The following is a 26,402-nucleotide window of genomic DNA, read 5'->3' as shown; positions in this document are numbered from 1 at the left end:
GCTGCCTGTCTTCTCCTCAGGAACCTGGATTTTTAGCGGTCTTCGTGGTTTCACGCTTCTTGCGTTCTGGCTGGACCACCTTAGGCAGGACCAGGAGACGGATGCGAGCAATATCATAGGCGCAGGTGTCAATCAGCGCCTTTGTGCACTGGCAGAGTTCCGTCATGCTCAAATGGGCGTCACGGCTTAATTCAAGCCCGGCCGCGATCAACACGCTGTAAATCTCAACGCTGATGACGCGGGCAAATTCAAAGGTAATTTCGGCCGAATCAGAGGCGTCAAGACTGCGGGAGAGCACCCAGCCACCACATCCAATAATCGCACCTGATAAAAAGCGGATGGTCCGCTGCCGATCTCCCGAATCGAATCCGGTAAGAGTCAGGTCCCAGTCTATTTTTTCTTCAACAGGCTGCACAGTCTTTCCATCGGAATCCCTTCGTTTTTTCTTCTCACCGTCCAGCTTTAGGACTGAATTGTGGTACGGTGCTTTCATGCTGTTGGGCACAGGGATTGACATTGTGGAAATTGAGCGGATTTCGCATTCGATTGCGCGATATGGCGACCGCTTTCTGAACAAAGTCTTCACTCCGGGTGAAATCAGCTACTGCCGGAGAAAGAAAAATGCAGCGGAGAGTTTTGCTGCGCGTTTTGCCGCCAAAGAAGCGGGCGCAAAGGCCCTGGGTACCGGCATCCAATACGGGGTCACCTGGAAAGAGCTGGAAGTCAGGCGCGAGCCGGGGCAACGCCCTACACTGCACTTTGCTGGAAGGGCGCTGGAAATTGCACAGCGGCTCGGAGTACGCCACACTTCACTTTCGATTTCGCATACCGGGTCGCTGGCCATGGCTTCGGTGCTGCTGGAAGGAGATTAACTACGGCCGCGCGCACTGGAAGTTTTAGCAACACTCTGAAGCCATCCTTCATCCAAATGATGACTGCAACCGAGGACCTTATGTCTGATATCCTCTAGTCGCAGCACGGTTTAGTGACCACTTTCTTTGTACGAGGGGGTTTGTGCCTAGCCAGCAGGAAGTTCAATGGTCTCAGTTGAAAGTGGGCGTTCTGGTGCTGGTAGCGCTGGTAGCGCTCACCGCGCTTGTCTTTCTCATGTCAAGCAGTACCGGCGGCTTCCTGAGCGGGAAACTTACCATCCGGTCATACTTTGAAAATTCTGCCGGCCTGAAGGTCGGGGCGCCTGTCAATCTTGAAGGGGTCACCATCGGCAACGTGAAGAGTATCCGCATCGTTCCTGAACGCAAGCTGACGCCGGTAGAAGTGATCATGCGTGTCAGCAGAAAATATCTTCCTGCGCTGCATACCGATTCGAAAACCAGCCTGGAAACCATCGGAGTTTTGGGCGACACAGTCGTAGACATCAACAGCAAATTCGCGACAGGACCCGAAATTCAGGACGGAGCTGAGTTGCAGACCACCGAATCCCCCAACCTGAGCGATGTCATCAAGTCCAGCCAAGGGACGATTGAGCAGCTCAATACCATTCTTGCGAAAGTAGACAATCTTGTAGACGCTCTGAACACAGGCAAAGGCTCCATCGGCAAGTTGATTAACGATCCTGAACTCTACAACCGGGCCAACAATACACTGAATGAGATCCAGGGGCTGGTTGACCAGATCAGCAATGGAAAAGGCTCGATTGGCAAGCTCATCGCCGACGACACGCTCTACAACCGGGCCAACAATACTGTAGGGAAGCTGGAAAAGATGGCCAACGAGCTGGACCAGGGACAGGGCACCATTGGCAAACTGTTGAAGGACGACACTCTCTATAAAAACCTCCGCGAGTCGACCCAAAACCTGAATGCATTGCTGACTGACATTAATGCTGGCAAAGGCAGCATCGGCATTCTGGCCAAAGATCCCCGCTTTGCCGACAAGCTGAATGACACGGTCACCAAGCTGGACTCTATTCTCAATCGCGTCGATAATGGCGAGGGTACCATCGGTCAGCTTATGCGCAACCGCAGCCTATATGATCATGCCGACCAGTTAATGCAAAACAGCAATGACCTGATTACAGCTATCCGTCAAAACCCTAAGAAATATCTGACCATCCGCCTGAAGATTTTCTGAGTCATCCATCAGTCGCGGCTTTATGGCCGCCTCGCTGCCGCCATAGAGCAAATCGCTGGCGGCCTTCCTGTCTCTCCACTGGGCGGCCCAGAGATGCTGACTCTCCCGCCCGGTACGTGATACCTTACTTTGTCAGATTGAAAGCCAAAGAAGATAGAGGACATTTATGCAACAGATTCGTATTGCCTCGGTACTGCTGCTGAGTGCTGGATTGGCCATGGCGCAAAGCATCAGCGGAACAAACTCGGGAAGCTCAGCTCCCGTTGCTCCGAAAACCCCTCACAGCTTCGACCTTTCGGCCATCGATACCTCCGCTGACCCCTGCACCGACTTCTACCAGTATGCTTGCGGAAACTGGCGTAAAAATAATCCCATCCCATCGGACCAGGTGCGCTGGGGGCGATTTAATGAGCTGGCCGAATATAACCGCTATCTTCTCTACACCGACCTTAAAAAGGCCGCAGACAACCCGCAATCTCCTCTCCAGCACAAATACGGTGATTTCTTTGCTGCTTGCATGAATACGGACCTCGCAGACAAACTGGGAGACAAGCCGATTCTTCCGGTCCTGAAAAAGATCGATTCCCTCAGTGACAAAAAACAGCTCGGCCCCCTGCTGGCTGAGTTGCAGACCCAGGACGGAATCCATGCATTCATGGGCTTTGGCGTGGAGCAGGACCAGAAGGATTCAACCAAACAGATCGCCAGCACCTCCCAGGGAGGCCTCTCGCTTCCGGACCGCGATTACTATCTGGAAGACAATGATCGCATGGCGAAGATCCGCAGCCAGTATCACGATTACATTGTGCAGCTTTTCAAGCTTGCCGGAGATTCCGACAGTCAGGCCCAGGCAGAGGCCCAAAATGTACTGGACATTGAAACGGCTTTGGCCAAAGGGTCGCTTCCTCGGGTCGAGTTGCGCAATCCAGACAATGTCTATCACATCATGAAGGTCACCGAGCTGGATACGCTCACCCCCAACTTTGACTGGTCGGGTTACATTGCCGGACTGAATGCGCCGCACTTTGACACGTTGAACGTAGCCACCCCCGGCTACTTCAAGGCACTCAACGAGGTCCTTGACGGACAAAGCCTGGAAAGTATCAAAAGCTACCTGCGGTTCCACGTCATCAATGGCATGGCCCCCTGGCTATCGCGAGATTTTGATGATGCCAATTTCAACTTCTTCCAGAAGACGCTGCAAGGACAGGTTGAACAAACCGCCCGCTGGAAGCGCTGCACCATGCTGACCGACCGCGCCATGGGTGAGGCCGTAGGTCAGGACTGGGTCAAGGAAAACTTTCCTCCTTCCGCAAAGCAGAACATGGAAAAACTGGTGGAGGCGCTCAAAAAAGCGCTGGATGAAGACATCCAGTCCCTGCCCTGGATGAGCCCAGAGACCAAAAAGCAGGCAGAGGAAAAGCTAGCGGCCTTCCGGCAGAAGATCGGCTACCCGGAAAAGTGGCGGGACTATTCCAAACTAGAAGTAAAACGGGATGACCTGGTTGGCAATGTAGAGCGTGCCGCTGCCTTTCAATGGGATTGGGAAATCCATCATCTTGGCAAACCAGTGGACGAAAAAGAGTGGGGAATGACTCCACCTACGGTCAACGCTTACTATGATCCGTCCATGAACGACATCAACTTCCCTGCCGGAATCCTTCAGCCACCATTCTTTGACAATAGTAAGGACCCTGCTGTGAACTTTGGCGCAATCGGTGTCGTGATTGGACACGAAATGACGCATGGCTTCGATGATGAGGGCAGTAAATATGATGCCAAAGGAAATGTGAAGAACTGGTGGGCACCCGAAGACAAGAAGGCCTTTGACGAGCGCACGGAATGCGAAGTGAAAGAATATGACGGCTTTGAACCTGTTCCGGGAACGCACCTCAACGGCAAACTGACCCTGGGTGAAAACACGGCCGACAACGGCGGTATCCGGATCGCATATCAGGCGCTGATGAGCACTCTGGCCGAGGAGCAAAAGAGCCCGGAAACGAAAATCGACGGCTATACCGCGCCACAGAGGTTCTTCATCTCCTATGCGCAGATCTGGTGCGAAAACCGGACCGAGCAGGCCCAGCGGGTTTCCGCAAAGGTAGACCCACATTCCCCCGGTATGTATCGCGTCAATGGCGTGGTACGTAACTTTGACGAATTCGGCAAGGCATTTGGCTGCCATCAGGGCCAACCCATGATGCCGGACAATCCGTGCCGCGTATGGTGAGCGGCCTCCTTGGGTGCTGGAGAAGAAAAATTTCTGCTTCGATCCCTCCTACCGGGCCAGTTTTTCGCTCAGGCCCGGTGGAGGGCTGCTCGAAAATCAGCCTCCTCGATGCTGTTCATCGGTGCCTTGGCACCTTGTGGAGAAGAAATTTTCCTGCCGGAAAATTCCCTTTCCTCTGCTTACGGTGCAAAATTAGAAAAGTCTCAATAACAATCAGGCCGTCAAGAAAACTATGGATCACAACAGAGTGTCCGCCTGACAGGCTCTGCTTTGAGTGATATGCACGGTTTTGGGTCCTGATGTTTTACAATGCAGACGGGAGTGGTTCCCAACAAGTTCCCTGCGCCGCATTCGAGGCCAGGATGAAGGAAGCGCATGAGGTTTAAAAAGTTTGGCCAGATGGCTTTGGCCGCGGTAGTTACCGCAGTCCTGATTGTCGGGACTGTTTCGTGCCGGAACGATTACACAGAGGCATTCCTCTTCACAGTTGGCTCGCAATATAACCAAATCGGCTCATACCGTGTGAGCTATGAGACCGGCGCGTTAAACCCGGCTCCGGGATCTCCATACGGCTCCGGCGGCACGAACCCCGTGCGGGTCCTTGTCCTCAGTGGAGGACGTTATGTCTACGTCCTGAATGAGGGGGCGGAACAGACAGACTCAAGCGGCGCCATCACTTACAACGGCGCCACGATTGCTGTTTTCAACGTCGGCGGGTACGGAAATCTGGCCTTTCAGTTGAGCTATACCAGCCAGGGTTCAAAAACTACCCGCATCCTGACCGATTCGAGCGGCAAGTTCATGTTCGCTCTGGACACTTATGTTCCTATTTTGAAAGCGGACGGGACTTTCACCAGCACCTTCACCCCGCAGAACAGCTATAGCAGCACCTATCCCTGCCAGGGCTCAGATGGAAAGTATTATCCGCGGGGAGGGATCACGGTCTTTTCGATTGACAGCAGTACGGGCCGCCTGTCCATTATTACCAACCAGCAGCAGCAGGCCACTACTGCCAATGGCACAACGGTACAACTTACGTACTTCCCGGTCGGCTGCTTCCCGGTGGACTTCACCATCTCCGGCGGCTATGTTCTGACGGCAGATGCTGGAAGCTCCACAAACAATGATCTGCAAACCGTTTTCCCGTATCAGTTGAACAGCTCCACCGGTCAGTTAACACTGACGCAAAATGCTCCTTTAGCCATGGGCACCCAGCGGATGTCAGCGATTACCACGGCCAAAGGTACCTCTCTGATCGGGGCCTCGGACGTTTATATCCTGGATGCCGGTCTGAATCAGATACGCTCTTACACGGTAGGATCCAATGGAATTCTCCAGTTGCAGTCCAGTGGTGTGACGCAGAACGATTCGACGGCCCAGAACCCAACCGCTCTGATCGTCGACAGTCAAAGTAAATTTATTTACGTCGCCAATTCCGGGCCCACCTCAGGAACCGTCAATCCAATCAGTGAAATTACGGGTTTTACCATTGTAGATTCGAGCAGCGGAGCACTTTCCCCCATTCCCGGAGAGCCGTATGGTTCAGGCTCCGGGGTCAGCTGCATTCTGGAAGACCCGTCAAACCAGTATGTGTATACCACTGGCTTTAACGACAGTCAGATTACCGGACGTATTCTTGATCCAAAATCCGGCTCGCTGACTCTTCTGCGCCGCGGGTCGACCTTTAATACCGTCGGCAATCCGACCTGGTGTGCTATCAGCGGACGCACAAGCTGAGCAGCGGTTGGCAAGGACCATAGGCCATGTAGGGTGTCATATGCCAAACATGGCCCGGGATTTTACAATGCAAACGGGAGTCACTTCCCGAATCGAAAAGAATACCTGCGCCGCTTGAGGCCAGGATGAAGGAAGCGCATGAAGTTGAGGAAATCGGGCCGGTTGCTTCTGGCCGCAGCAACGTCTCTGGGGGCGGGTCTTGCTCTTACCTCCTGCAGCCCCAGCAACACAGTGGACTACGTGTATGTGGCAGCCTCCAAGAACAATCCAGGACAGATCAACGTCTATCTGGCTGACTCTCTGTCTGGAGCACTGACGCAGATCCAGGAGTCACCCTACCCCTCTGGCGGCAGAAATCCTGTGGCCATGGTGACATCGCCGAATGGCAAGTATCTGTATGTTGTTAACAAGGACGACAACAACATTGTGCAGTTTGCCATCGGTACCGACGCCAAAATCTATCCTCAGCAGACCTGCAATACGCCGGGATCTGCTCCGCTGGCCATCGCCGTGAACCAATCCGGGACTTTCTTATACGTGGTCGACCAGTACTCGCCGCAATATCCGGGTGGACCGGTATACAGCAGCAGCAATCCTGGCCCGGGCGACGTTGTTGTCTATCCTTTGAATTCCAACCAGGCACTTACCGGCTGCACTCCGGTGACCCAGACGTTTGTGGATTCCAGCAACACCACGCAAACGGCAACCTATGTACCGGTGGGGATGAATCCAACGGGTGTTTCTGCTCTGGCCAATGGAAACTATGTCTACGTCTCGGCCCAGAATTCCGCATCCAGCCTGGGTGAAGTTTATGCCTTTAATGTGGCTTCTGGCGGAACCCTGTCGAATGTGGCCGGCAGCCCCTTCCAGGCCGGGACCTCGCCCTCTTCTCTGATTGCGGTGACGAGCCAGAACGGGACTTACCTCTATGTAACCGACAGTCTCCAGAACCAGCTCATTACCTTTACGATTCTCTCCACCGGTGCTTTGAGCCCTAACCCCAATGGTCCCACCAAGACGGACACTTTGCCGTTCAATATTACGGTGGATCCTCGTGGGCAGTATCTCTATGTCGCCAATTACAATGCCAACGACATCAGTGCATACGCAATTGGCTCCAATGGAACTCCGTCAGCGGTAGCCGGGGCAGGGACCTATGCCACCGGGGCAGGACCCTTCTGCGTGTTGGTTGAGCCAGCGTTGGGGCGTTTCGTCTACACGGCCAACTTTATTGACAACACCGTGACTGGCTTTGAGCTGAACCCAAATACCGGCGCGTTGACTTCCACGCAGAATTCGCCCTACAGCGCTAGCGGACAGCCTACCTGTGCTGCGGCCATTCCACACGGAAACCACTCTTTACAGAACGTCCAAAGCACGGCTGGGTGATGGTTTCCTTCACTCTGGATTGCGCTTGAACGGAGCGCAGGCCCGGAGGAACGTTCCTTATCGTTATTCTGAGCAAGAAGGCCCTTCAATGCGGCCTTTTTGCTTTTCCGGGCAAATACTCCCACTGCTCAGTGCAGTGGATCTTATGTTTCAATCATGAATGTGAGTCGTGAATTTGAAATTGGTGCTGTCCACGTGGGCGCCGGAAAGCTCTTTTTAATTGCCGGTCCTTGCGTCATCGAAAGTGAAGCCCATGCGCGCAAAATGGCGGAAGCGATCCAGCGCGTAACTTCAGATCTGGGCGTTCCCTATATCTTCAAGGCCTCGTATGACAAGGCCAACCGAACATCGGTCACCAGCTTTCGCGGGCCTGGCCTGGTCGAGGGCACGGCCATTTTGCGCCGTCTGGCAGAAAGCACCGGACTGCCGGTGCTCACCGATGTACATGAGCCGGGACACTGCGAGATTGCCGCCGAAGGCGCCGATGTCCTGCAGATTCCTGCCTTTCTCTGCCGACAGACAGACCTGTTGCTTGCGGCCGGACGGACGGGGCGTGCAGTCAACGTAAAAAAGGGCCAGTTTGTGGCGCCCTGGGACATGAAACATGCTGTTGAAAAACTAGCCGCTACCGGAAACTCCCGCGTATTTCTGACGGAAAGAGGCGCCAGCTTTGGATACAACAATCTTGTTGTGGACATGCGCTCCCTTCCCATCATGCGCCGGTTTGCTCCAGTTGTCTTCGATGGAACACATTCTGTGCAAACGCCCTCGGCTGCCAATGGAGTTTCCGGCGGCCAGCCTGAATTCATTCCGGTCTTGACGCGCGCTGCAGTCGCTGCCGGCGTGGATGGTGTTTTTCTTGAGGTCCACGACAATCCAAAAGAGGCCAAGTCTGATGGAGCCAATGCCTTGGCCCTCAAGGACCTTCGGCCTGTCCTCGAAAGCCTCCTCGCAGTTCATGAGGCCGTCCGCACAAAGGGGGTACTGCCATGAGCGCAGTCCCCTTTCCAGGACGTATCGAGGTCATCACCGGACCGATGTTTTCCGGTAAATCTGAGGAACTGATTCGACGGATTCGCCGAGCAAAGATTGCGCGGCAGCGCGTGATTTGCTTCAAGCCGGACATTGACCTGCGCTATCACAAAACTGCAATTGCTTCCCATAGCGCCCAGACCCATGATGCCTGCGTGGTTCCGAGTGTGGACCATTTGCGCGAGGCGCTATTTCCAAAACTTGATGAAGTGGATGTCCTGGGCATCGATGAAGCCCAGTTTTTTGATGAAAGCCTGGTGCATCTCGCGCTCGAGATGGTGCATCGGGGAAAGCGCATCATCATTGCCGGTCTGGACACGACCTACGCCGGTGAACCGTTCCGACCGATTCCCGACCTGATGGCGGTGGCCGACGAGGTGTTGAAGCTTTCTGCTGTTTGTATGGTGTGCGGAGCGCCGGCGATCCACACGCAAAGGCTTGGTGAAAGCCGTGAACTCGTCGTTGTAGGGGCCGTCGGTTTATATGAAGCACGGTGCAGGACGCATTTTGAACCTTTTACCGGGTCAGAACAGTTGGAACTGCCCACGCAGCCGTCTTCACTCGGCATTTCGTCATAAGGCACCGGTTTTTGGCATTTGCAGTCAACTGTTGACTTCTTCTTCTACGACTGCCGGCATCCGCGGTTGAAGGATACCGAGTTGTTCATAGATCGGCCGCATCTCTTCCCGCACGTCTTTTAGGTGGGCCCAAAACCAAAGGGCACCGGCGATACAGGCAATTCCACTTACAATGACGGTACGCTGCGCGCCAATTGCGTGGGCCAGCCCACCGGCCAACAGGCTGCCGAAGGGGGCCATACCCACAAAAGCGATGGTGTAATAGCTCATAACACGGCCTCGTTTGTCCTCCGGAACGAGCGTCTGGATGATCGTATTGCTGGCCGTCATTCCCTGCATCATGCCAAAGCCGGTGACCAGCATCAACAGCAGGGAAAGCCATTGGCGGGTGGAAAATCCAAAAGCAATCAGCCCCAGGCCAAAAATCAAGGCCGCCAGCGGGACCATTTTGGAAAGCCCACGTACTGATTTGCGGACCACAAGCGAAAGTGCCGATATCAGGGCCCCTACTCCCAATGCCCCCATCAGAAAACCCAGTGTATGCGGCCCTCCATGAAGCACCTGCGCAGCAAATACCGGCATCAGCACGACAAAAGGCATCCCCATCAGACTGACCAGGGCAAAAAGCAAGAGAATTGTGCGAACGGGCACAGAACCGGAGACATAGACCCAGCCTTCTTTGAGTTGTTCGATCATGGAGGTTGCACCAGGCCTCTCATCTCCCTGTCTGACCCGCATCATCAACAGCGAGGCGATCACCGCAATATAGCTCACACCATCCATCAGGAAGCACCAGCCTTCATTGGTGGCAGCAATGACCAGACCTGCCAGCGAAGGCCCCACCAGACGCGCCAGGTTGACCATCGAAGAGTTAATGGCAATGGCGTTGGATAGGTCTGCGCGGTCCTCGACCATTTGGACCATGAAGGCCTGCCTGCCAGGCATGTCAAAGGCATTAATCAGCCCTTGAAAGACACTCAGCAGCAACACCTCATGGATCGTGATGATGTGCGTCAGCGTCAATCCAGCCAGCGCCAGCGATTGCACCATCGCCAGCGCCTGTGTCCAGATCAGCACCTTGCGGCGGTCTGCGCGGTCTACCAGAACACCTGCAAATGGGGCGAACAGAAAGGTTGGTATCTGTCCGGCAAAGCTGACCGTGCCTAGCAGCAGTGATGACTTCGTAAGGCGATAGACCAGCCAGGAAGTCGCAATCCGCGTCATCCAGGTACCAATCAGCGAAATGCTCTGCCCGCCAAAAAAGAGGCGAAAGTTACGGTGCCGTAATGCGCGCCAGGCGTGAGAAAAATCCCTATTTGCCGCTGGTTTCTCTGGTTTTGTCTGTCCCTTGTTTTTCATCCGTCCGTTCTATTTCTTCGATGTCTCAGTGAACGCATGGGCTTCATTTCCCTCTCGGGCGTAAGCGGAAAAACACAATCACCCCCATAGGATCGCTTCCATACACGTGTTGCAACGGCGGACCGGGGCTGTAAACGGACACCTGCGCCCCCCAGGCTGTCGTCCAGTGGGACAGCAGGCTGAAATTGCGGTCATATCCAAAGGTGTAAGCCTGAACCCGGCCTGCCGGTTCTTCCGGTCCTGCTTCATCGAGCAGCTCTGTAGTGCGGTCTACGTTTTCCATGCGTGTCCAGAGGTAATTTTTTTCGGCAAATTGCAGCGTGGATTCGAGCAGATAACTATTCTGGATCACCTGATCGGACAGAGACCGGGTCCTTCCCCATACGAGTGAGCTCGCCCAGTTGCCCTTTTTGAGAGGCCGGTTATACATCACAGATGCTGTCATGCGCTCTTGGTCTTCGGTAGGAAACAGCGCTTCCGGACTGTGCAGGCGCCCATAGGAGTACTGTCCGCTCCAGTTTTGCCCGGGTTGCATCGCCAGCCGCAGAGACCAGGAGTCGATCGCCCCCTGTTGGACCTGCCAGCGGTGCTCGTTCGGTTCCCGCCCATGAAATCCACTGCCCTCGATACGTACAATGCCGTGCGTGAATCCTGCTGTGATGACATCTGCAGCAATGTGTGTGGAATCTTCCTGATGGTGTCCCAGGGGGGCCACCGGGTTTTCCAATGCGGAGGCGCGATGGGGAAATGCTGTTGGGCCAATGGCGGGATCTCCGACCGGGGCCGCATAGAAAGTCAATAACGAATGCTCGCCCAGCTTCCAGTCATAAATGGCGGCCAATTCCATCAAAAAATTATGCGGATGTTGTCCGTCTACAATCGGCTTGCCGTAAGCGGTTTCTCCCTGCTGGAAAAGCAATGGATAACGGCGCTCTGTGATTGTCGCTGGTTCCAGGCTGAACATTCCGCGCAAGGTCAGATATCCAGGCCCCAGCGAACGCTGCGCCATGGGCATGAACCAGTTGGTCGAAAAAAATTTGTCTCCTCCGCGTGGACTCGTTTGCTGCTCATCCATGACAAAGGCATTGGCATGGAACATCAGCATCCAGTTGCCCTGCATCTTCATCCACATCGGCGTGGGGGTAGAATTCGGCTCAGCGCTAGTGCCGGAGGTCGCGTGATGCACAATCTGCTGCGCAAAATCATGGTTTCCACGGTCCATCAGGTCTGACATGTCCTGTCCAGACAGAACACTGCACGAAAGCAGGAAAAAGAGCAAAAATCGGGTCACAAGAGCTCCTCGTAGTAAAAACAGAGATGCGCGCGGCCTATCGACCGCAGGATGAAAAGAGAGAGCTCTGAGAGATTCAGATACGAAGAGGAACAGGAGTTACTGGCCTCAGGCTGGTCATTTCGGGCATCGAGACAGGCACGGGCGGAACGTGGAGCGAAGACTCTGTCTCGTGGATTACACTCATTCCGGCGCAAGCGACCGTGTTTGCAATCACCGCAGCCTGCTGTGGGTGGTCACAGGCATGTGCTTCGGTAAGCCATAACGACCTGGAATGCTCGCAATGGGTCATCGCTTGCGCGACCACATGCGGGGAGCAGCATGGACCCTGCTGGGCCTGCGGCAGGCAGCTCATCTCGCACAGAGCAGAAGCGATTGGTCCGGCAACCAGCAAGGCCGCGATGAGAACGGCAAACAAGATGCGCCACCGCATATCAGGCATTGTAGCACCCGCCAAAATGAATCCAGCGGATGCCTCTCGGCAAGAGACGGCCTTTCTTTCAGTTCGCATTTCCGCTCATCACGATTTCATGCTTATGGACGGTGGCCTGCACCTCGGGGACCACACCATCATTCAAAACCACCTCTGTCGGAAGGCCGGTAACAAGAATGCGCCGCGTGATTCTGGAGCGGGCAGGAACCTGCACGCGGCTGGTCTGTGTTCCCTCCCGCGTGTGGATCGTTAAAGGAACATCAGCTGCCGCATATCCATCGTTGGCAAGGTCGACTGCAATCAGATACTGCCCTGTCTGCGATGTGGTATTTGTATAAACCGCGGTAATGGAGAGGTCGGGGAGCCCGGGATCACGATAAACCCAGTCATCAAAAAACCATTTCAGGTCTTTGCCGCTGGCCTGCTCCACCAGATGTTCAAAATAGTCCGAGTTGGTGTCTTGTGCGGGATCATAGTTGCGCAAGGCAGCCGATAGAGCTTTATCTCCGGCAAGGTCCCGGAGCATCCAAAGTACATAGGTTGCTTTGCTGCGGTAATAGATCGCATCTGAGGCGGCAATGAGCGGTTCTCCTGCGCTCTCGCCCGGACTCGATGGCTCGCCAATGGCCAAAGCACCTCGCGATGATTCCATCGATTCCAGCGCGACCTCGCGGCCCCTGCTCTGCTCCAGCCAGAGCGTCACCAGAAAATTTGCTACGCCTTCATTCAGCCACTCCCGCGGAGACTGGAAGGCCGCATGGGCCAATCCATGACAAAGCACTCCGGTAAGTTTTTGGGGATCCAGAGGCCGAAGTCCAGTCGCGATGAGTGCACCCTGCTCAAATGGGGCGTCTTCTCTGCCCGGCAAATCCAAGATTGTGAGAGGGCCTTTTGCCTTCCCTAGCCATTGCTCAACAAGCGGCTGCACCATTGTGGCTGCAGTCTGATAACTCTGTACAAAAGGTTCGTCGTCCAGGGTTGTAAGAATTCGCACGCCATTTGCCTCATGCACCGTTCGAGGCGCAAGAAAAAGGCTTAGGGAACCAAAGCCAAGACGGTGCTCTGGAAGCGAAAAAGTCACGACTCCGGGAAAGGACGCTGTGGGAGTTACCTTTGGCGCTGGCACTGCGAGATACTGGCCATCCAGGACAGCAGCATTCGGGGCTGTGCCCGTATATTCCGCGGTGACGCGGATGATTGCTCTGGCCTCCTGCTGCCTTAATTTCTGGCTTCCAATCTCGGAAAAAAGCTGCGGTCCATCGCCCAGCAGATGCGGGACAGAAGCCACCGGATACCACACCACATCACCAAAGCCGCGCAAGCCAGTAAAGTCTTCAGAGATCTGGTCCCAGTCTGCCTGCTGGGCAATGTCAGAAGGAGTACCAATTTGTTCGAGCCGTTTTGCAGAAGGCGTGATTTCGCCGCTGTAGGCCACGTCCAGCGTCAGTGCCCCTTTGGGTGCGAGCGGTTGTGGCAGTTCGACCACCGCTTCGCGAAGCTGGCCCGTATGGTCCGCATCGCTGTTGATGAGGTTTTGTGCAAACGCGAGCTTCTTTGTTTCCAGAGTCACGGTTTCAAAGTGGAGCTGTGAGGACAACTGGAGCGGGACCTCACGAAGGGGCGCATCGCCATCATTGCGAAGAGTCACGAGCGCCTGGACAGCCAGGGCATGCTGTGGAAGCATCAAGTGCACATCAAGGTCGTAGCGAACCAAGGTGACAGCAGAGCGCTCCGCATCTGTCGCCTTTGCCTGAATGGCCGGTGCTTTTTGCGGAGTCGAGGTCTGCGGGCCATTCACAGAACTCCGAAACAGGACCTTCCCGTGATTTTCCGAAGGTGCATTCTGAACCGCCTCCTGAGCCGAGGCAATTGCAGTGCAGAGAGCGGCCGCAGCAAGCAGCCTTACCAGCGTCATGAACTTAAACCCAGACCTCTTTTTTCTTTTTTCTTGGGCGGCGACACACTTTTCCCCGCCTTTGCCCGCCTTTGCCGCGCAGCCTCATACAAAACAACCGCTCCTGCTACGGAAACATTCAGAGATGCCACCTTACCGGCCATCGGTATGCGGAGAAGGTGATCACAGTGCCGTTTCACCAGATCATGCAGTCCTGCCCCTTCCCGCCCAAGGACAACTACAGTGTTAGACGTGAAATCAAACTCATCGTAAGAGAGGGTACCGCGTTCATCGAGCCCCACACACCACAAATTCTGTTGCTTCATCTGCTCCATGGCGCGGCTAAGGTTCACGACGCGGGCAATCGGAACATGTTCCGCCGCCCCTGCAGATGCCTTCACCGCTACTGGACTCAGGGGTGCGGACCGCCGCTCGGTCAGGACGACTCCATCCACCCCTGCCCCATCGGCCGTACGCAGCAGTGCCCCCAGATTCTGGGGGTCCTCCACACCATCCAGGGCAAGCAGCAAGCGCGCTCGTCCGTCCGCAGGAGACTGCAGCAGATCTTCGAGCTCCAGAGTCGCCTTTTCTCTTACAACAGCCACAACACCTTGATGTCCCGGGGTCTTTGCCAGGCGAGTCAGATGCTCTCGTGGTTCAAACCGCAGTCGGACTCCTGCCTCTCGACAGAGATCCACTACTCGTTGCAGCCGTTGGTCCTGCCGCTCGCGTGCGATACAGACATGGTCAAACCGGCGTCTTCCTGCCCGCAGGGCCTCTTCAACCGGATGCAGGCCATAAAGGACTTCCATTGAAGTAGTTTATCCCTTGCTCCTTTACCTCTAAGTGTCTGATAATGGTAGTAATTGCCTTTTGTTCCGGAGAATCCTTCCGGTCCCAGCGCCGTCCCCGGAGCAGGAACCATATGGCCAGAAAAGGAGCCTATGCTTACGGGCCAGATCAAAAAGCTCGAAAATATTCTGTCCGGGCGAGTCTTCGGAGGCAGATCTTCCGTCTCAAACAAAGGTATGAGCACCGCATCGATTACCCTGACTGCCCAGGCGCGCGAAGAAAGCGTGCTGATAGCCCAGGGCCTGAAGCGACATGACGCCGGTCTTCTCGATGAACTGATTGTGCAGTATCAGCATCGGCTGCTTCGGTATCTGCTCTATCTCACGGGAAACCGCGACCTTGCTGAGGACCTGTTTCAGGAAACATGGATGCGCGTCCTGATGCGTGGCGACCAGTATAACGGCAACGCGCGTTTTGAAACATGGCTCTTTACGATCGCCCGGAACCTGGTAATCGACCTGCGACGCAGACGGAGCATGGTCAGCCTGGAAGAACTCTGCGATTCTGGCGAAGATGAGCGTCCTTACGAAGTTGCCGGAAATGATCCAAATCCCTTTGATCTTTATCAGAGCTATGAAAACAGCCGCATCGTAGCAGAATTGCTGTTGACGCTCGACCCTCTTCATCGCGAAGTCCTGGTCCTGCGCTTTCACGAAGAGCTTGCGCTTGAAGAAATTGCCCAGATTACGCGCGCCCCGCTGTCCACCGTGAAATCCAGGCTTTACCGGGGACTGGCCTCTCTGAAACCACGCCTGGAAGCCATGACCGCAAAGCAGGAGGCGCAATGAGCGCACCGCGCATTCCTGATCCACAGTTGATTGACATGCTGGCCGGGATGAATACATCCGCCAGCACCGCGGTAGTGCAGCGCACCCGCCGCGCTGTCCTGCAAACTGCGAATGAACTGCGCGAACAGCGCAGACGCAACCGCCGGAACATTGCCATTGTCTCTGTAGTGTTTCTTGCGCTTTCCGCGCTGCTGACCCCTGCCATCTGGAGCACGATGGATGATTATTTTGGCGGAGAACATCTTTATGAATTGCCGCAGATGGTCGCATTCCTGGCGCTGGTCCTTTTCTCTGCCGTACTCGGTGTGCTTCTGATTAGCTTTAAAGATCAGGGACCGCTGCGATTCGGGCGTCATCAACGCCGTTGATTTGCCATGGCCACTCATTACCCAATCCGCATCGAAGCTGATGGATCCTTTTCGAGCGAGCTGAAGCTCATCCCTCGCTGGTCTGTCGCCGCCGCCATTCTGGCCTTCGTTGGCATGGAGTATCTCTTCTGGGTGGTCTTCCCGCATGAGAATCACCATCATCCCCCCATGGGGATTCGGCTTTATCTTGCCATTACCTGGGGGCTTCTGGCTTCTTTATACATGCTGATGGTGGGGTATGTGAGTAATGACTCACCGCGCCGCGGCATGAGTGCGCGGATCTGGATTGTCATCTGCCTGGTTATGCCTGGAGGAATCGGCGCGGTGCTCTATTTTCTTCTTCGCCAGCCGATCATCTCTCTGTGTCCCGCTTGCGGCACTCGTGTCCAGAGTGAATACCACTTCTGCCCGCAGTGCGCGTATCAGATCTCTGCCTCCTGCGGAAAGTGCTACCGCAGTGTTCGCATTACGGACCTTTATTGTGTCCACTGCGGACACAATCTTTCAACAGACCAGCGGCCGGCACGTCTGCACGCTTTTCAGGATGAGTGTTAGGCCAGCTCAGGCGGGCTGTGCATTCTCGGCCTTTGGCGGCTTCGCCCCTGTGATGCGCAGATTGATGAATTTATTCAGCACATCGAACCAGAATGGCGCTCCCAGCGAGACAGCAATACCTGTCAAAAGCCATCCAAACAGGTTTACCAACCAGTGTGCCAGTATCTTCATCGTGTGGTGCAGCCGGGTTTCTCCTAAAGCTGGCTGATTGAAGGTGCACCAATAGTTTTTTACATAACCCAGGTCATAACCTAGCGGCAGGGCCCATAAGTCTTTTTCGATGGTGCGCCGGGCATGATCATAATCTCTGCGCAGGGACTCGCATTCCGGTCCTCCGCTGCAACGGTACATCTCGGCAACAGCATTCACCTGGTCGCGCGCCGCCTGACTGGCCCACAGGCCACTGGCCAGATGCAGGAGGTTGGCATTACAGAGAATCGCCAGCAGCAGTCCCAAACCTAGCAGCATCCACTGGGTCTGCCGCTTGTAAAAACCATTGACGCGGTCCATTGTGCTGTCATACCACTGCTCTACGGCCAGTCTGCAGGACTCTGCGTCGCGTAGCACCCCGGTCATCAAGGTTCGCAGTTTGGTCTTTAGCGGGGATTCCGGCATGACCTCAAGCAGGGTGGGAAAATCGGCTTCTGCCGCACGATGCCGAATCGCCAAAGAAGCAAGCAGCACCTTGCTGAACAGCGAAGAAGGGATATACGTGGGACGCGCCCGATTTTCAGACAAAAATTTCAATTTGAGAAACTTCGGCGGACAAAACGAGATGTTCTGAATTAAAGGGTGGTTCAGAAAGATCTGATATAGCTGCGGATCTTCCATCATTTTTTGAATGGCCGCCTCCAGAGTGCGTGCGCGGCTCGATATAAAGGATGCAACAATCTCCTGCACATGCGAAGCGATGATGCTCAGCAGCAGGCATACCAGTGCGATCCCGGTGGCTGTTGCCAGTACTTGCTGCATTTATGGCCCCCTGTCCATGGACCTTGCCGAAAACAGCTTCAGCATATCTATATACCCTTTGGGGTCAGTAAGTCAGCTTTAATCCGAATTGAATAATGCGGGGCTGAAAGGTGCTGGTAATCGCGCCACCGGAAGTCGGCGTAGAGCCAAGCGTGCCGCTCATTCCGGTGCCTGGAGTGTTGTAGTTGGTTTTGTTGAAGATGTTATAAAACTCACTGCGAAACTCAAGCTTCATGCTTTCCAGCGGGAGGTCGAATTTTTTGTTGAAGGCCAAGTCTGTATCGAAATACGCCGGCGTGCGCGCCGGATTTCTACCCAGGTTGCCAAATGGACTCAGTAACGTCTTTCCGTCCGCTGCATAGGTGGCTGGCAGTTGCAGAGCAGATGTGTTGATGTATTGAACATACTGGCTTCCGCTGGCTGTCACCGTTTTTTGCAAATGCGAAACCACCAGCTTCTGTCCCGGCACGCGATTCGGACGGTACTCATTCGCACCGCGATATGTTGCGCTGATTCCTGGCGATACCTGGTTTGCAGTCGAAGGGCTATAGGTCAGGTTGAATGGGAATCCGGCCTGCATCTGATTGATGCCGCTGATCTGCCATCCACCAAAGACCGCATTCATTACGCCTCCCTCATTCAGGAAGCGGCGGCCACGGCCAAAGGGCAGGTCATAAACCAGACTGGTTGTATTGACAACGGGCTGATTATAGTCAGACTGCGCATATTCTGCCCCCAGATTGTTACCGTTCTGAGGAGAGGGAGTACTGCTCTCCAAAGATGCACTGTCATTGTCCAGCGAATGGCTCCAGGTAAAGGAGTTCAGCAGGGTAAGCCCTGCAACAAAACGCTGTTCATACCGGACCTGGAGTGCGTTGTAGTTCGAGTAAAACTCATTCAGGGCCAGGGTGATGTCGCCCCAGGACGGAAGTGGACGGGTAAAACCATTGGCCGGGTTTTTCTGGTTGTAATTCAAAAAGTCCAGAAGCTTCAGGCCATGATTCCCGATGTAGGCCACATCCAGCAAAACATTCTTTGCCAACTGCTGCTGCACAGACAGAAAATAGCTCTCCACATAGCTGTCCCGAGTGTTTTTGGGGATATAAGCAATGTTTGCTGTTAATGGATTGAACTGTGTCGCCAGATTGTTCGGAAATCCCTGGTCCATACGGCGGTAGCCGGCTTGCCCAGGTTTCTGGTTCACCGTTACAAAAATGGCCTGCGGCGGATTAATGGCCAGAATGTTGCCCGAACCTGCCCGGTTGTAATGCACGTAGCTGACGCCAAATCCTCCTCGAATCGAGGTTGTCGGCGTGGCTGCATAAGCAAAACCAACGCGCGGTCCCCAGTCATTCAGGTCTGGGTCCACCAGGGTGCGGTCATAGGTGCTGCCATTTCGGGCGTAGACCAGGCTTTGCGTGGTTGGGTCAAAGTTCGTCAAATGGTTGTCTTTTTCCCAGTAAGGTGAACCATATTCATACCGCACGCCAAGATTTAGCGTCAGGTTCGGTAAGACCTTCCAGTCGTCCTGCACATAGGCAAAGTGCATGGCCTGCCGCAGATGTGCGACAAAGTAGGTAGCGATCGAGTACTGGCTGGTGGCGCCAAAGAGAAAATCGGCCCAGTAATTGTCAGGAGCAGCGCTGGTGCCTGTTTTCGTAAAGCCGCCTGAATACGTGAAGCTGCCATATAAGGGATTCGCATCCTGCACGGCCATCCATATCTTCAGGTATTCATAGCCGGTCTTGAGGGAGTGCTTGCCCACGACCCACGAATAGTTCAACTTCGGGTCCAGCAATGCTGGATTCTGCCACTGAGGGTTTGTGCTTTGGCGGCCAAGAGAAGAAAATCCGCCGGAAATGCTCGTCGAAGGAAGTCCGCCCGCCACGATGGGGTCCGTTGGCAGTCCTGGAATCGTGAACGCATTGTCGCCAATGGACAAGGAGTACTTGCCGGCTTTTGTGCGGGAAAGACCAAGCCGGGCATCCAGCAGACGGTTCACACCCATCTGATGCGTCCAGCCCAGAGCTATCTGCTGGTCAAGGATTCTCTGTGTTCCATTCGTACCGCCATCCAGAGGTAACGGAAGCGTGGGCTTGTTGACTCCCGTCTCTTTTCTGTCGCTGATACGCAGAAAGAAAGAGTTTGCCGGATTCATCTGCCAGTCCAGCCTTAGGTCTCCCTTGTCAGAATTGTCCGTAAACGGAGCATTGGTGGGATAGTTGTTTGACACCGTCGAGGAGCCTGTATTTGGGATGTATCCGATAATCTGTTTGGCCAGCGGCGAGATGTCTGGCAAATTGAGCAAGGGCGTTCCGGCCGGATAGCGGATGCCGGTATAAGGATCCACAATGTCCACACTCAGAATTCCCTTCAGCTCGTTTGCCGTTGGCAGACTAAGAACGGTCAACGGCTTGAGGACCTGCCTGAATCCTTCATAGTCCAGAAAGAAGAAGAGCCGGTCGCGCAAAATTGGACCGCCAAAATTAAAGCCAAACTGATTGCGATTGAAGGTCGGTTTTTTTCCCAGAGGCGGAGCAAAATAACCGATGGCATTCAGGTCCGTGTTCCGAAGAAACTCATACGCCGTTGCGTGAAACTGATTGGTTCCGCTCGCCGTGGCCACATTGATCGTGGCGGCCGAGGCGCGTCCGTACTCGGCACTCTCATTGTTCGTAACTACCTGAAACTGTGCAATTGAATCCGGTGGCGGGGAGATAATCTGGTTATCAAAACCCTGATTACTCTCACCATAAGCATTGTTGTCCATACCATCCAGCAAAAAGTTGTTATACATACTGCGCTGGCCATTGATGTTGAAGGACCCCTGACGCACCAGACTGCTGGCATTGGTGGTAAGCACACCATTCAGATTGGCGCGAGCGCCTGTAATCAACCCCAAAAGGTCCGCATAATTCCGGCTCACAAGAGGAAGGGCTTCACTTTGATACTGAGTGATCACCTGACCACGCTGGCTGGATTCTGTTTCCAGTTGCAGCGCCACATCGCTCACCTCGACGGTTTCCTGTGCCGCACCCGGCTTCAGAACAAGGTCAATCCGCTGACGGCTTCCCACTGAAAGGATGATGTTGTCCGCAATCGCATTGGAAAAACCAGGCATGGATGCCATCACGCGATAGGTCCCCACTCGCAGGGAGGGAATCTCCCAGCTGCCTTCGCTATTGGTTTTGGTCTTATTTTCGATCCCGGTGGCGGTATTGGTTACGCTGATATCTGCCCCGGCAACCGGGGCGCCCGTTGCATCACGCAGCGTGCCCACAAGACTGCCGTTTTCAAACTGTGCATGAGCAACGAGGGAAATCATCAGCAGGACAATGCCTCCCCAAACGATGCGAAGCTGGCCAAAGTAATGAGATTGCATGGACTTACCATAACCACCCATTGGGAAAACTTTTTAAACGCTCTGTTAACAGCAGTTGAATGCTTAAAATTTCGTTGCCTGTTTGATCTGAGGGTTGCCTCAAAAGCAGATTTTCTTTCCCATGGTTTGAGCAATCTCCGTCCGGGATCCGGCGCATCTTCCAACAAGTGGCAGTTGCCAAGCTGGCAACGGTCGCCTTTTTGTTCAGGAGTCCTAAGGATGAGAAAAATGCTGTGTTCCACTTTGACAATTGCATCGATTTTCTTGATGCTTCCGGCGCTTGGATCCGCACAGGAACCCAATCCTGCAACCACTTATCAGTGGCCGCAAAACAAACCTTCCATGGAAGTGAGCAATGGAGTTCCTGTCTACAAAATTCAGGTGGTTGGAAGAGACATTCCTGCCATCAATTATTTCCATCGCAGCGGGAAGACCGAGATCGGCTTTGCTGGAACTCCGCTTCTGCCGGAGGCGAAAGGAACGGCAGAGGTGGAAAGCCATCTGGGCCGCACTTCGATCCACGCAAAGTTCAAGGGTCTGAAGCCTGCAAATGCCTTTGGTGTTGAGTACCTCACATATGTATTGTGGGCCATCACGCCAGAAGGCCGTCCTGTAAACCTGGGTGAAGTGCTGCCCGACGGCACCGAGGCGGAGATGACCGTCACTACGGACCTGCAGTCTTTTGGCCTTATCGTGACGGCTGAGCCGTATTTCGCCGTTACCATGCCCAGCGACGCAGTCGTTCTGCAAAACCAGGTGCTTCCGGACAAAACGCAGGGCATCATTCAGCCAGTCAATGCCCACGCCTCGCTTTTGCCCCGAGGCTCTTATGGCCTCATTACGACAGGCACGCCTTCGCGGGAGTTGATTACACGCAACGACCAGTGGCCGCTGGAACTTTATGAGGCGATCAATGCTGTACAGATTGCCGAAGCCGCAGGCGCAGCGAAATATGCCAGTGATACGTTCGCTACTGCAAAACAGGAATTACAGAATGCGATGGACATGCAAAACCATGAGAGCCAGCGTAAGCAGGAAATCTCTTATGCCCGGGCCGCTGTGCAGACGGCGGAAGACGCTCGCATCATTTCGCTGAGGAAAAAGGCCGCGGAGGACCAGGCACAGGGCCGGTCCGTGCCCGGGGCCCAGCCCGTATCGGACACAAATTCCCCGCATCCGTAAGCAGCAGAGACGGACATCCCCATCCAGAGATGTCCGTCGTCTTGCTGACTGTCACCACTTTTGCGAATCTAAGATTCATATGGAAATTGCCTTTTTAGGAACAGGACAGATGGGAAGCGCCATCGCGGTGCGCCTCCTGGAAAACGGCTTCCCGCTCACGGTCTGGAACAGAACAGCTTCCCGTCTCAAACCGCTGGTGGAACGCGGCGCATCCGAGGCACCAGATCCTCGGCAGGCAGTAAAAAATGCACGCATCCTTTTCACCATGTTTATGGATGATGCTGCAGTCTCTGAGGTCCTGCTGAACAAAGGTGTGCTGGAGGCTATGCCGGAAGGCTCAGTTCATGTTTCTCTCAGCACGATCAGCGTCCAGCTCTCGCAGCAGCTTACAACAGAACATTCCGTGCGCCGGCATTCTTTTGTTGCAGCCCCGGTTTTTGGCCGACCGAACGTCGCGGCTGAGGGGAAACTGTGGACCGTGGTCGCCGGTAAACCAGACGCGATCGAGAAAATCCGTCCCCTTCTGGAGACATTTAGCCGCGGCATCACCGTGGTCGGAGAAAAGCCTTATAAGGCCCATGCGATGAAGATTGGCGGGAATTTTCTGATTACGGCCATGATTGCTTCCCTTAGCGAGGGTTTTGTCTATGCGGAATCACAAAGCATTGATCCTGCCCAATACGCTGAGGTTGTCAATGCTGCCCTGTTCCGCTCGCCTTTTTATGAGGCTTATTCCAGGGTCATGCTGCACCCACCAGAGGTCCCCGGAGCGACGATTGCACTCGGACAAAAAGACATGCGGCTTTTCCGGGAATCGGCCGCCGCGACCAACACACGCACCCCTCTTGCTGACCATTTCGCTGAACAGCTCCATCAGGCCGCAGAGGCAGGTCTGCAAAATCGGGACTGGGCGGCCGGCTACTATCAGTTTGTCCGCAGCATTTCGCATAATCCCCAATAACCAGTCTCACAGGAAGTGCAGCTTCGATTTCCATACTCGCTGGATTCTCAGGCGGCTTTTGCATGCAACGGGACCTGCTTCTTTTGTTTTAACTTGGTCAATTCAGCGTTGACTTCTGCGCCTATCAGAATGGCCAGGCTGCTGATATAGAGCCATAACATCAGTGCGATGACTGCCCCCAGAGACCCATAAGTTTTGTTGTAGTTGGAAAAGTTCCCCAGGTAGAAGCTCAAACCAAATGATCCCAAAAACCACATAGCGACAGCCAGAAAGGCGCCAGGCAGTGTGGACCAGAAACTCGGTCTGACGCGCGGCCCAAAGTAATACATCAGCTCGGTGCCGCCAACAAACGTCAAAACAATGATGCTCCAGCGCAGCGCAGGCCATAAAACCACGAAACGCTCCGGGATGGGATAAAGCAGAAGCAACAAGTGCCCGAAGTGCGGTCCTGCCAGGATTGCCATCAGGGCCAGAATGGCCACCGCCCCGGCAGTAAAAGTAAGGAAAAAGGCCTGGAGACGCTGTCGCCACCAGGGCCGGCAATCTTCAACATCGTAAGCAATTTCAAGCGCTTCAATCAGGGCAGAAAATCCTCCGGTCGCCGCCCACAAGTACCCCACGATTCCAAAAGACAAGACCTTTCCATGCCCCGGAGCGAGAATACCGCTTACAGCAGACAACACCAGATTCATGGACTCCGGAGGGACCAGAGCCGCGACCAGGCCCAGCAATTGATACGCAAGGTTATTGATCGGCAGAAAATGCAGGAGAGAGGTAAAAACAATGACCAATGGAACCAGAGAAAGCAAAAAATAATAGGCCAGACCGGCAGCCACCGTAAAGACCCGATTGCGCCATAACTCGTCATAGACAATGCCGCTGAGTTGGACCAGCTGTTGGAAGAAGGGTTTTATGCAGGTTTTTTTGCGTTTTTTCATGCGTGGGCCCACTCTTTTCGATGAAAACTTTTCCCCGCAAGGATGCGCGGATTTGCTATCCCATGGCATTTGAGTGCAAGATTTCTGGCGATGGAAATATTTTCAATCTGTGAGGCCTTTCATGAAGCGTTTTTGTTTCTGTGTCCTGCTGCTCTGCAGCCTTCCTCTCATGGCAGCAACTCCGGAAAGGGTCACTTTTCCCAGCGGCAGTGAAACTGCTTCCGGTCTCTTATACCTACCCTCCGGAGCAGGGCCTCATCCCGCAATCATCGTCATTCATGAGTGGTGGGGCCTGAATGACTGGATAAAAGAACAGGCCAATGAACTGGCCGGAGAAGGATATGTGGCCCTGGCTGTGGATTTATATCGAGGTCAGGTGGCCTCGGATCCGGAAATGGCCCATGAACTTTCTCGCGGCCTGCCCCAGGACCGCGGAATTCGTGATCTGGTGGCTGCCTTCGATTTTTTGGCAAAACGCAAAGATGTGGATCCGCAGCGAATCGGCGCTGTGGGTTGGTGTATGGGTGGGGGCTATGCAGCGCAGTTTGCCGTGGCAGAACCGAATCTGCGGGCAGTTGCCATCAACTATGGCCCGCTTCCCACGGAAAAGGCCGCATTGGCCAGGATTCATGCCATGGTGCTGGGGAACTTCGGCGGCCAGGACCGCGGAATTCCGCCCTCTTCTGTAGAGGCCTTTGTTGCAGCAATGAAAGATCTTCACAAGGAAGTGGACGCAAAGATCTACCCCGATGCCGGCCATGCCTTTGAAAATCCAAACAACAGCCAGGGTTACAAGCCAGAAGACGCCAAAGATGCCCAGGAGCGGATGAAGAGATTTTTTGCTCGGACCCTGAAAGGGAATGGCTGAGGAGTATCCGATTCGGTAACAATTGTTGAATTTTTAAAATTTTTCTTGCTTCCTGCCCTTAAGCATGTTAACTATGCAGCCAACACAATAAAAAAAACCGCTTCTTCCGGTAACGGAAAAGCGGGAAATGGGCATAGCCATGAAAATTGGAACTACGATTCGGGGTTATCGGTTGCAAAAAGGGTTATCGCAGGGTGACATAGAAAAGCGCACCGGCCTGCTGCGCTGCTACCTGTCAAGGGTGGAAAACGGGCATACCGTCCCTTCGCTTGACACGCTTTCCAAAATAGCCAACGCGTTGGATTTACCGCTCTCACAACTTTTCGCCGAAGATACACTCGCCCAGGAGTTGAATACGCAGAAACTGAGCGATGAAGAGCTTCGCTTTCTCACACAGATACGCCGCTATTCCTCTAACCTCAATGACAGTGATCGGAAGCTGCTGCTCGCCATGGTGAAAAAGTTCGCAGCTACGGCTGTCCGCTGACAAGTCCTTCTGTAAACCGGGCCAGGGCATTCACTCGGATGTACCTGGCCTGTTTTATCTGCCTACATAAAACGAGTACACGCCAAAAGCAAGCAAAAGCAGGAAAAAGCCCATTCCCCACACCGCAAAACGGCGGCGCCGTAAAAAATCTTCGCGCGAGGCCCCGATTCGTGGCACCAGTGGTAATGCAAAGGCCAGTCCGCTTAAAAAACCTCCCAGGTGGGCCATATTGTCTATCTGAATACGCGTACGAGCAACCCAGGTCCCGGCCCCAATTACAAAATTCAGCACGGCAAACCAGATGACGCTCTTCCGCAGCCTGAGCACCTCCATTCTCGGCAGCGGCAGAAGGGGCGATTTCAACAAAACAATCAGAACGCCGGCCAGGCCAAAGACGGCACCCGATGCTCCCGCGCCGATAATGCCATTGGGCGCCCCAGGAAGGCCCGGATGGACGGCGGTGCTGAGCAGGTTTCCTCCCAGGCCCGTCAGGACATAGGCTGCAAGCATTCCAAAGGGACCGAGCAGCGGCTCTCCCAGAAGCCCCAGGTTCCACAGGCACCACATATTGCTGAGCAGATGGACCCACCCAACATGGGTAAACGTGGCGGTGAAAAGTCGCCACCACTCCCCATATTCAAGGACCACTCCCCCATTCAGGGCAAAGACTGAAAACAAGGAGCTGCGCAGGGTCGGCTCCACGATCGAGCCGCCATCCACCCACATGATGAGAAATACCAGGCAATTGAGGGCCACTAGAACGTAGGTGGCTGGCGCATACGCCCACCGCGATGGTCGGCGCACCTGCGCAGGGGGCGCATATTCGGGCTGCGGGGGCTGATCGTACCAGGAGTGCTGCTCTTCCCTGCTCTCCGGAGGAAGAATTTCCGGTCCGGCCTGCGTGGAATAGGGGCGTTCCCCCTGTGCATCCCTGTTGTTGTCCCACGCGCCCATAAAGCAGTCTCATTTAACCTTACCCCACTTCTGGTTGTTCTGCTTTTACAATCAGATTTTG

The 26,402-nt window shown here is 54.4% G+C and carries 24 protein-coding genes; 14 read left to right on the top strand and 10 right to left on the bottom strand.

Annotated elements, in window-relative coordinates; all coding sequences use genetic code 11:
* Positions 1–16: 16 nt before the first annotated feature.
* Positions 17–415, bottom strand: a complete 399-nt coding sequence (locus N655_RS0114230) for a hypothetical protein (RefSeq protein WP_155987606.1) — start codon at positions 413–415, stop codon at positions 17–19.
* A 76-nt stretch (positions 416–491) separates the two neighbouring features.
* Between N655_RS0114230 and acpS the strand changes: the two genes are divergently transcribed.
* The 7 genes from acpS to N655_RS0114195 all read left to right on the top strand — a co-directional run bounded on the left by acpS (position 492) and on the right by N655_RS0114195 (position 9,057).
* Entirely contained in the window at positions 492–872 is a 381-nt protein-coding gene (gene acpS / locus N655_RS0114225; protein WP_026443518.1) for a holo-ACP synthase, read from the top strand.
* Positions 873–1,053: 181 nt separating this feature from the next.
* Positions 1,054–2,091 carry an MlaD family protein gene (locus N655_RS0114220; protein ID WP_349509509.1) on the top strand — a complete coding sequence of 346 codons (1,038 nt, stop codon included), beginning with the start codon at positions 1,054–1,056 and terminating at the stop codon, positions 2,089–2,091.
* Between the two features lie 166 nt (positions 2,092–2,257).
* Positions 2,258–4,321: a M13 family metallopeptidase gene (locus N655_RS0114215; protein ID WP_026443516.1), complete on the top strand. Its 2,064-nt coding sequence runs from the start codon at positions 2,258–2,260 to the stop codon at positions 4,319–4,321.
* 375 nt (positions 4,322–4,696) lie between these two features.
* The gene (locus tag N655_RS0114210) at positions 4,697–6,058 is read left to right on the top strand and encodes a lactonase family protein (protein WP_026443515.1); all 1,362 of its coding nucleotides are present in this window, start codon (positions 4,697–4,699) and stop codon (positions 6,056–6,058) included.
* Between the two features lie 138 nt (positions 6,059–6,196).
* Positions 6,197–7,447 (top strand): lactonase family protein, encoded by a 1,251-nt coding sequence (locus tag N655_RS0114205; RefSeq protein ID WP_026443514.1) that lies wholly within the window; start codon positions 6,197–6,199, stop codon positions 7,445–7,447.
* 156 nt (positions 7,448–7,603) lie between these two features.
* A complete protein-coding gene (gene kdsA / locus N655_RS0114200) occupies positions 7,604–8,440 on the top strand; it encodes a 3-deoxy-8-phosphooctulonate synthase (protein ID WP_202900341.1) in 837 nt (278 codons plus the stop codon).
* Complete coding sequence (locus tag N655_RS0114195; RefSeq protein WP_026443512.1) at positions 8,437–9,057, top strand: thymidine kinase; 621 nt, start codon at positions 8,437–8,439, stop codon at positions 9,055–9,057. The genes kdsA and N655_RS0114195 overlap by 4 nt, the downstream gene beginning before the upstream one ends.
* 24 nt (positions 9,058–9,081) lie before the next feature.
* Here the strand turns inward: N655_RS0114195 and N655_RS19185 are convergent, their stop codons facing one another.
* The 5 genes from N655_RS19185 to rlmB form a co-directional block, all read right to left on the bottom strand.
* Positions 9,082–10,416, bottom strand: coding sequence for an MFS transporter (locus N655_RS19185; RefSeq protein WP_044934755.1), 1,335 nt, complete (start codon positions 10,414–10,416; stop codon positions 9,082–9,084).
* Positions 10,417–10,459: 43 nt separating this feature from the next.
* Entirely contained in the window at positions 10,460–11,650 is a 1,191-nt protein-coding gene (locus N655_RS19180) for a hypothetical protein (protein ID WP_044936012.1), read from the bottom strand.
* Between the two features lie 133 nt (positions 11,651–11,783).
* A complete protein-coding gene (locus N655_RS20620; RefSeq protein WP_155987605.1) occupies positions 11,784–12,140 on the bottom strand; it encodes a hypothetical protein in 357 nt (118 codons plus the stop codon).
* Between the two features lie 67 nt (positions 12,141–12,207).
* The gene (locus tag N655_RS0114180) at positions 12,208–14,055 is read right to left on the bottom strand and encodes a M1 aminopeptidase family protein (protein ID WP_026443511.1); all 1,848 of its coding nucleotides are present in this window, start codon (positions 14,053–14,055) and stop codon (positions 12,208–12,210) included.
* Positions 14,052–14,846 carry a 23S rRNA (guanosine(2251)-2'-O)-methyltransferase RlmB gene (gene rlmB, locus N655_RS0114175; RefSeq protein ID WP_026443510.1) on the bottom strand — a complete coding sequence of 265 codons (795 nt, stop codon included), beginning with the start codon at positions 14,844–14,846 and terminating at the stop codon, positions 14,052–14,054. Before rlmB ends, N655_RS0114180 begins: the two co-directional genes overlap by 4 nt.
* A 216-nt stretch (positions 14,847–15,062) precedes the next feature.
* Here rlmB and N655_RS0114170 point away from each other — a divergent pair, with 216 nt between their 5' ends.
* The 3 genes from N655_RS0114170 to N655_RS0114160 are packed head-to-tail and all read left to right on the top strand — an operon-like array spanning position 15,063 to position 16,597.
* Positions 15,063–15,674, top strand: coding sequence for an RNA polymerase sigma factor (locus N655_RS0114170; RefSeq protein WP_044936010.1), 612 nt, complete (start codon positions 15,063–15,065; stop codon positions 15,672–15,674).
* Positions 15,671–16,042 (top strand): hypothetical protein, encoded by a 372-nt coding sequence (locus N655_RS0114165; RefSeq protein ID WP_026443508.1) that lies wholly within the window; start codon positions 15,671–15,673, stop codon positions 16,040–16,042. The genes N655_RS0114170 and N655_RS0114165 overlap by 4 nt, the downstream gene beginning before the upstream one ends.
* A 6-nt stretch (positions 16,043–16,048) precedes the next feature.
* A complete protein-coding gene (locus N655_RS0114160) occupies positions 16,049–16,597 on the top strand; it encodes a zinc ribbon domain-containing protein (protein WP_044934753.1) in 549 nt (182 codons plus the stop codon).
* Positions 16,598–16,603: 6 nt separating this feature from the next.
* On the opposite strand, the gene N655_RS0114155 is transcribed toward N655_RS0114160, so the two are convergent.
* Entirely contained in the window at positions 16,604–17,569 is a 966-nt protein-coding gene (locus tag N655_RS0114155; protein WP_026443506.1) for a hypothetical protein, read from the bottom strand.
* A 64-nt stretch (positions 17,570–17,633) separates the two neighbouring features.
* Entirely contained in the window at positions 17,634–20,951 is a 3,318-nt protein-coding gene (locus N655_RS0114150; RefSeq protein ID WP_081823830.1) for a TonB-dependent receptor, read from the bottom strand.
* A gap of 342 nt (positions 20,952–21,293) precedes the next feature.
* Between N655_RS0114150 and N655_RS19175 the strand changes: the two genes are divergently transcribed.
* Entirely contained in the window at positions 21,294–22,133 is an 840-nt protein-coding gene (locus N655_RS19175) for an anti-sigma factor (protein WP_155987604.1), read from the top strand.
* Positions 22,134–22,212: 79 nt separating this feature from the next.
* Entirely contained in the window at positions 22,213–23,094 is an 882-nt protein-coding gene (locus tag N655_RS0114140) for an NAD(P)-dependent oxidoreductase (protein ID WP_026443504.1), read from the top strand.
* Positions 23,095–23,141: 47 nt separating this feature from the next.
* Here the strand turns inward: N655_RS0114140 and N655_RS19170 are convergent, their stop codons facing one another.
* Complete coding sequence (locus tag N655_RS19170; protein WP_049961451.1) at positions 23,142–24,032, bottom strand: YihY/virulence factor BrkB family protein; 891 nt, start codon at positions 24,030–24,032, stop codon at positions 23,142–23,144.
* Positions 24,033–24,153: 121 nt separating this feature from the next.
* Here N655_RS19170 and N655_RS0114125 point away from each other — a divergent pair, with 121 nt between their 5' ends.
* Both N655_RS0114125 and N655_RS0114120 read left to right on the top strand, forming a co-directional pair.
* Positions 24,154–24,900: a dienelactone hydrolase family protein gene (locus tag N655_RS0114125; RefSeq protein ID WP_026443503.1), complete on the top strand. Its 747-nt coding sequence runs from the start codon at positions 24,154–24,156 to the stop codon at positions 24,898–24,900.
* 139 nt (positions 24,901–25,039) lie between these two features.
* A complete protein-coding gene (locus N655_RS0114120; RefSeq protein ID WP_026443502.1) occupies positions 25,040–25,387 on the top strand; it encodes a helix-turn-helix domain-containing protein in 348 nt (115 codons plus the stop codon).
* A 54-nt stretch (positions 25,388–25,441) separates the two neighbouring features.
* Here the strand turns inward: N655_RS0114120 and N655_RS19165 are convergent, their stop codons facing one another.
* Entirely contained in the window at positions 25,442–26,341 is a 900-nt protein-coding gene (locus N655_RS19165; protein WP_044934751.1) for a rhomboid family intramembrane serine protease, read from the bottom strand.
* Between the last annotated feature and the right edge of the window lie 61 nt (positions 26,342–26,402).

Source organism: Pseudacidobacterium ailaaui (genome assembly GCF_000688455.1).
GTDB lineage: Bacteria > Acidobacteriota > Terriglobia > Terriglobales > Acidobacteriaceae > Pseudacidobacterium > Pseudacidobacterium ailaaui.
Note: the sequence above shows the minus strand (reverse complement) of the source record. Positions and strands in the feature narration are given on the sequence as shown.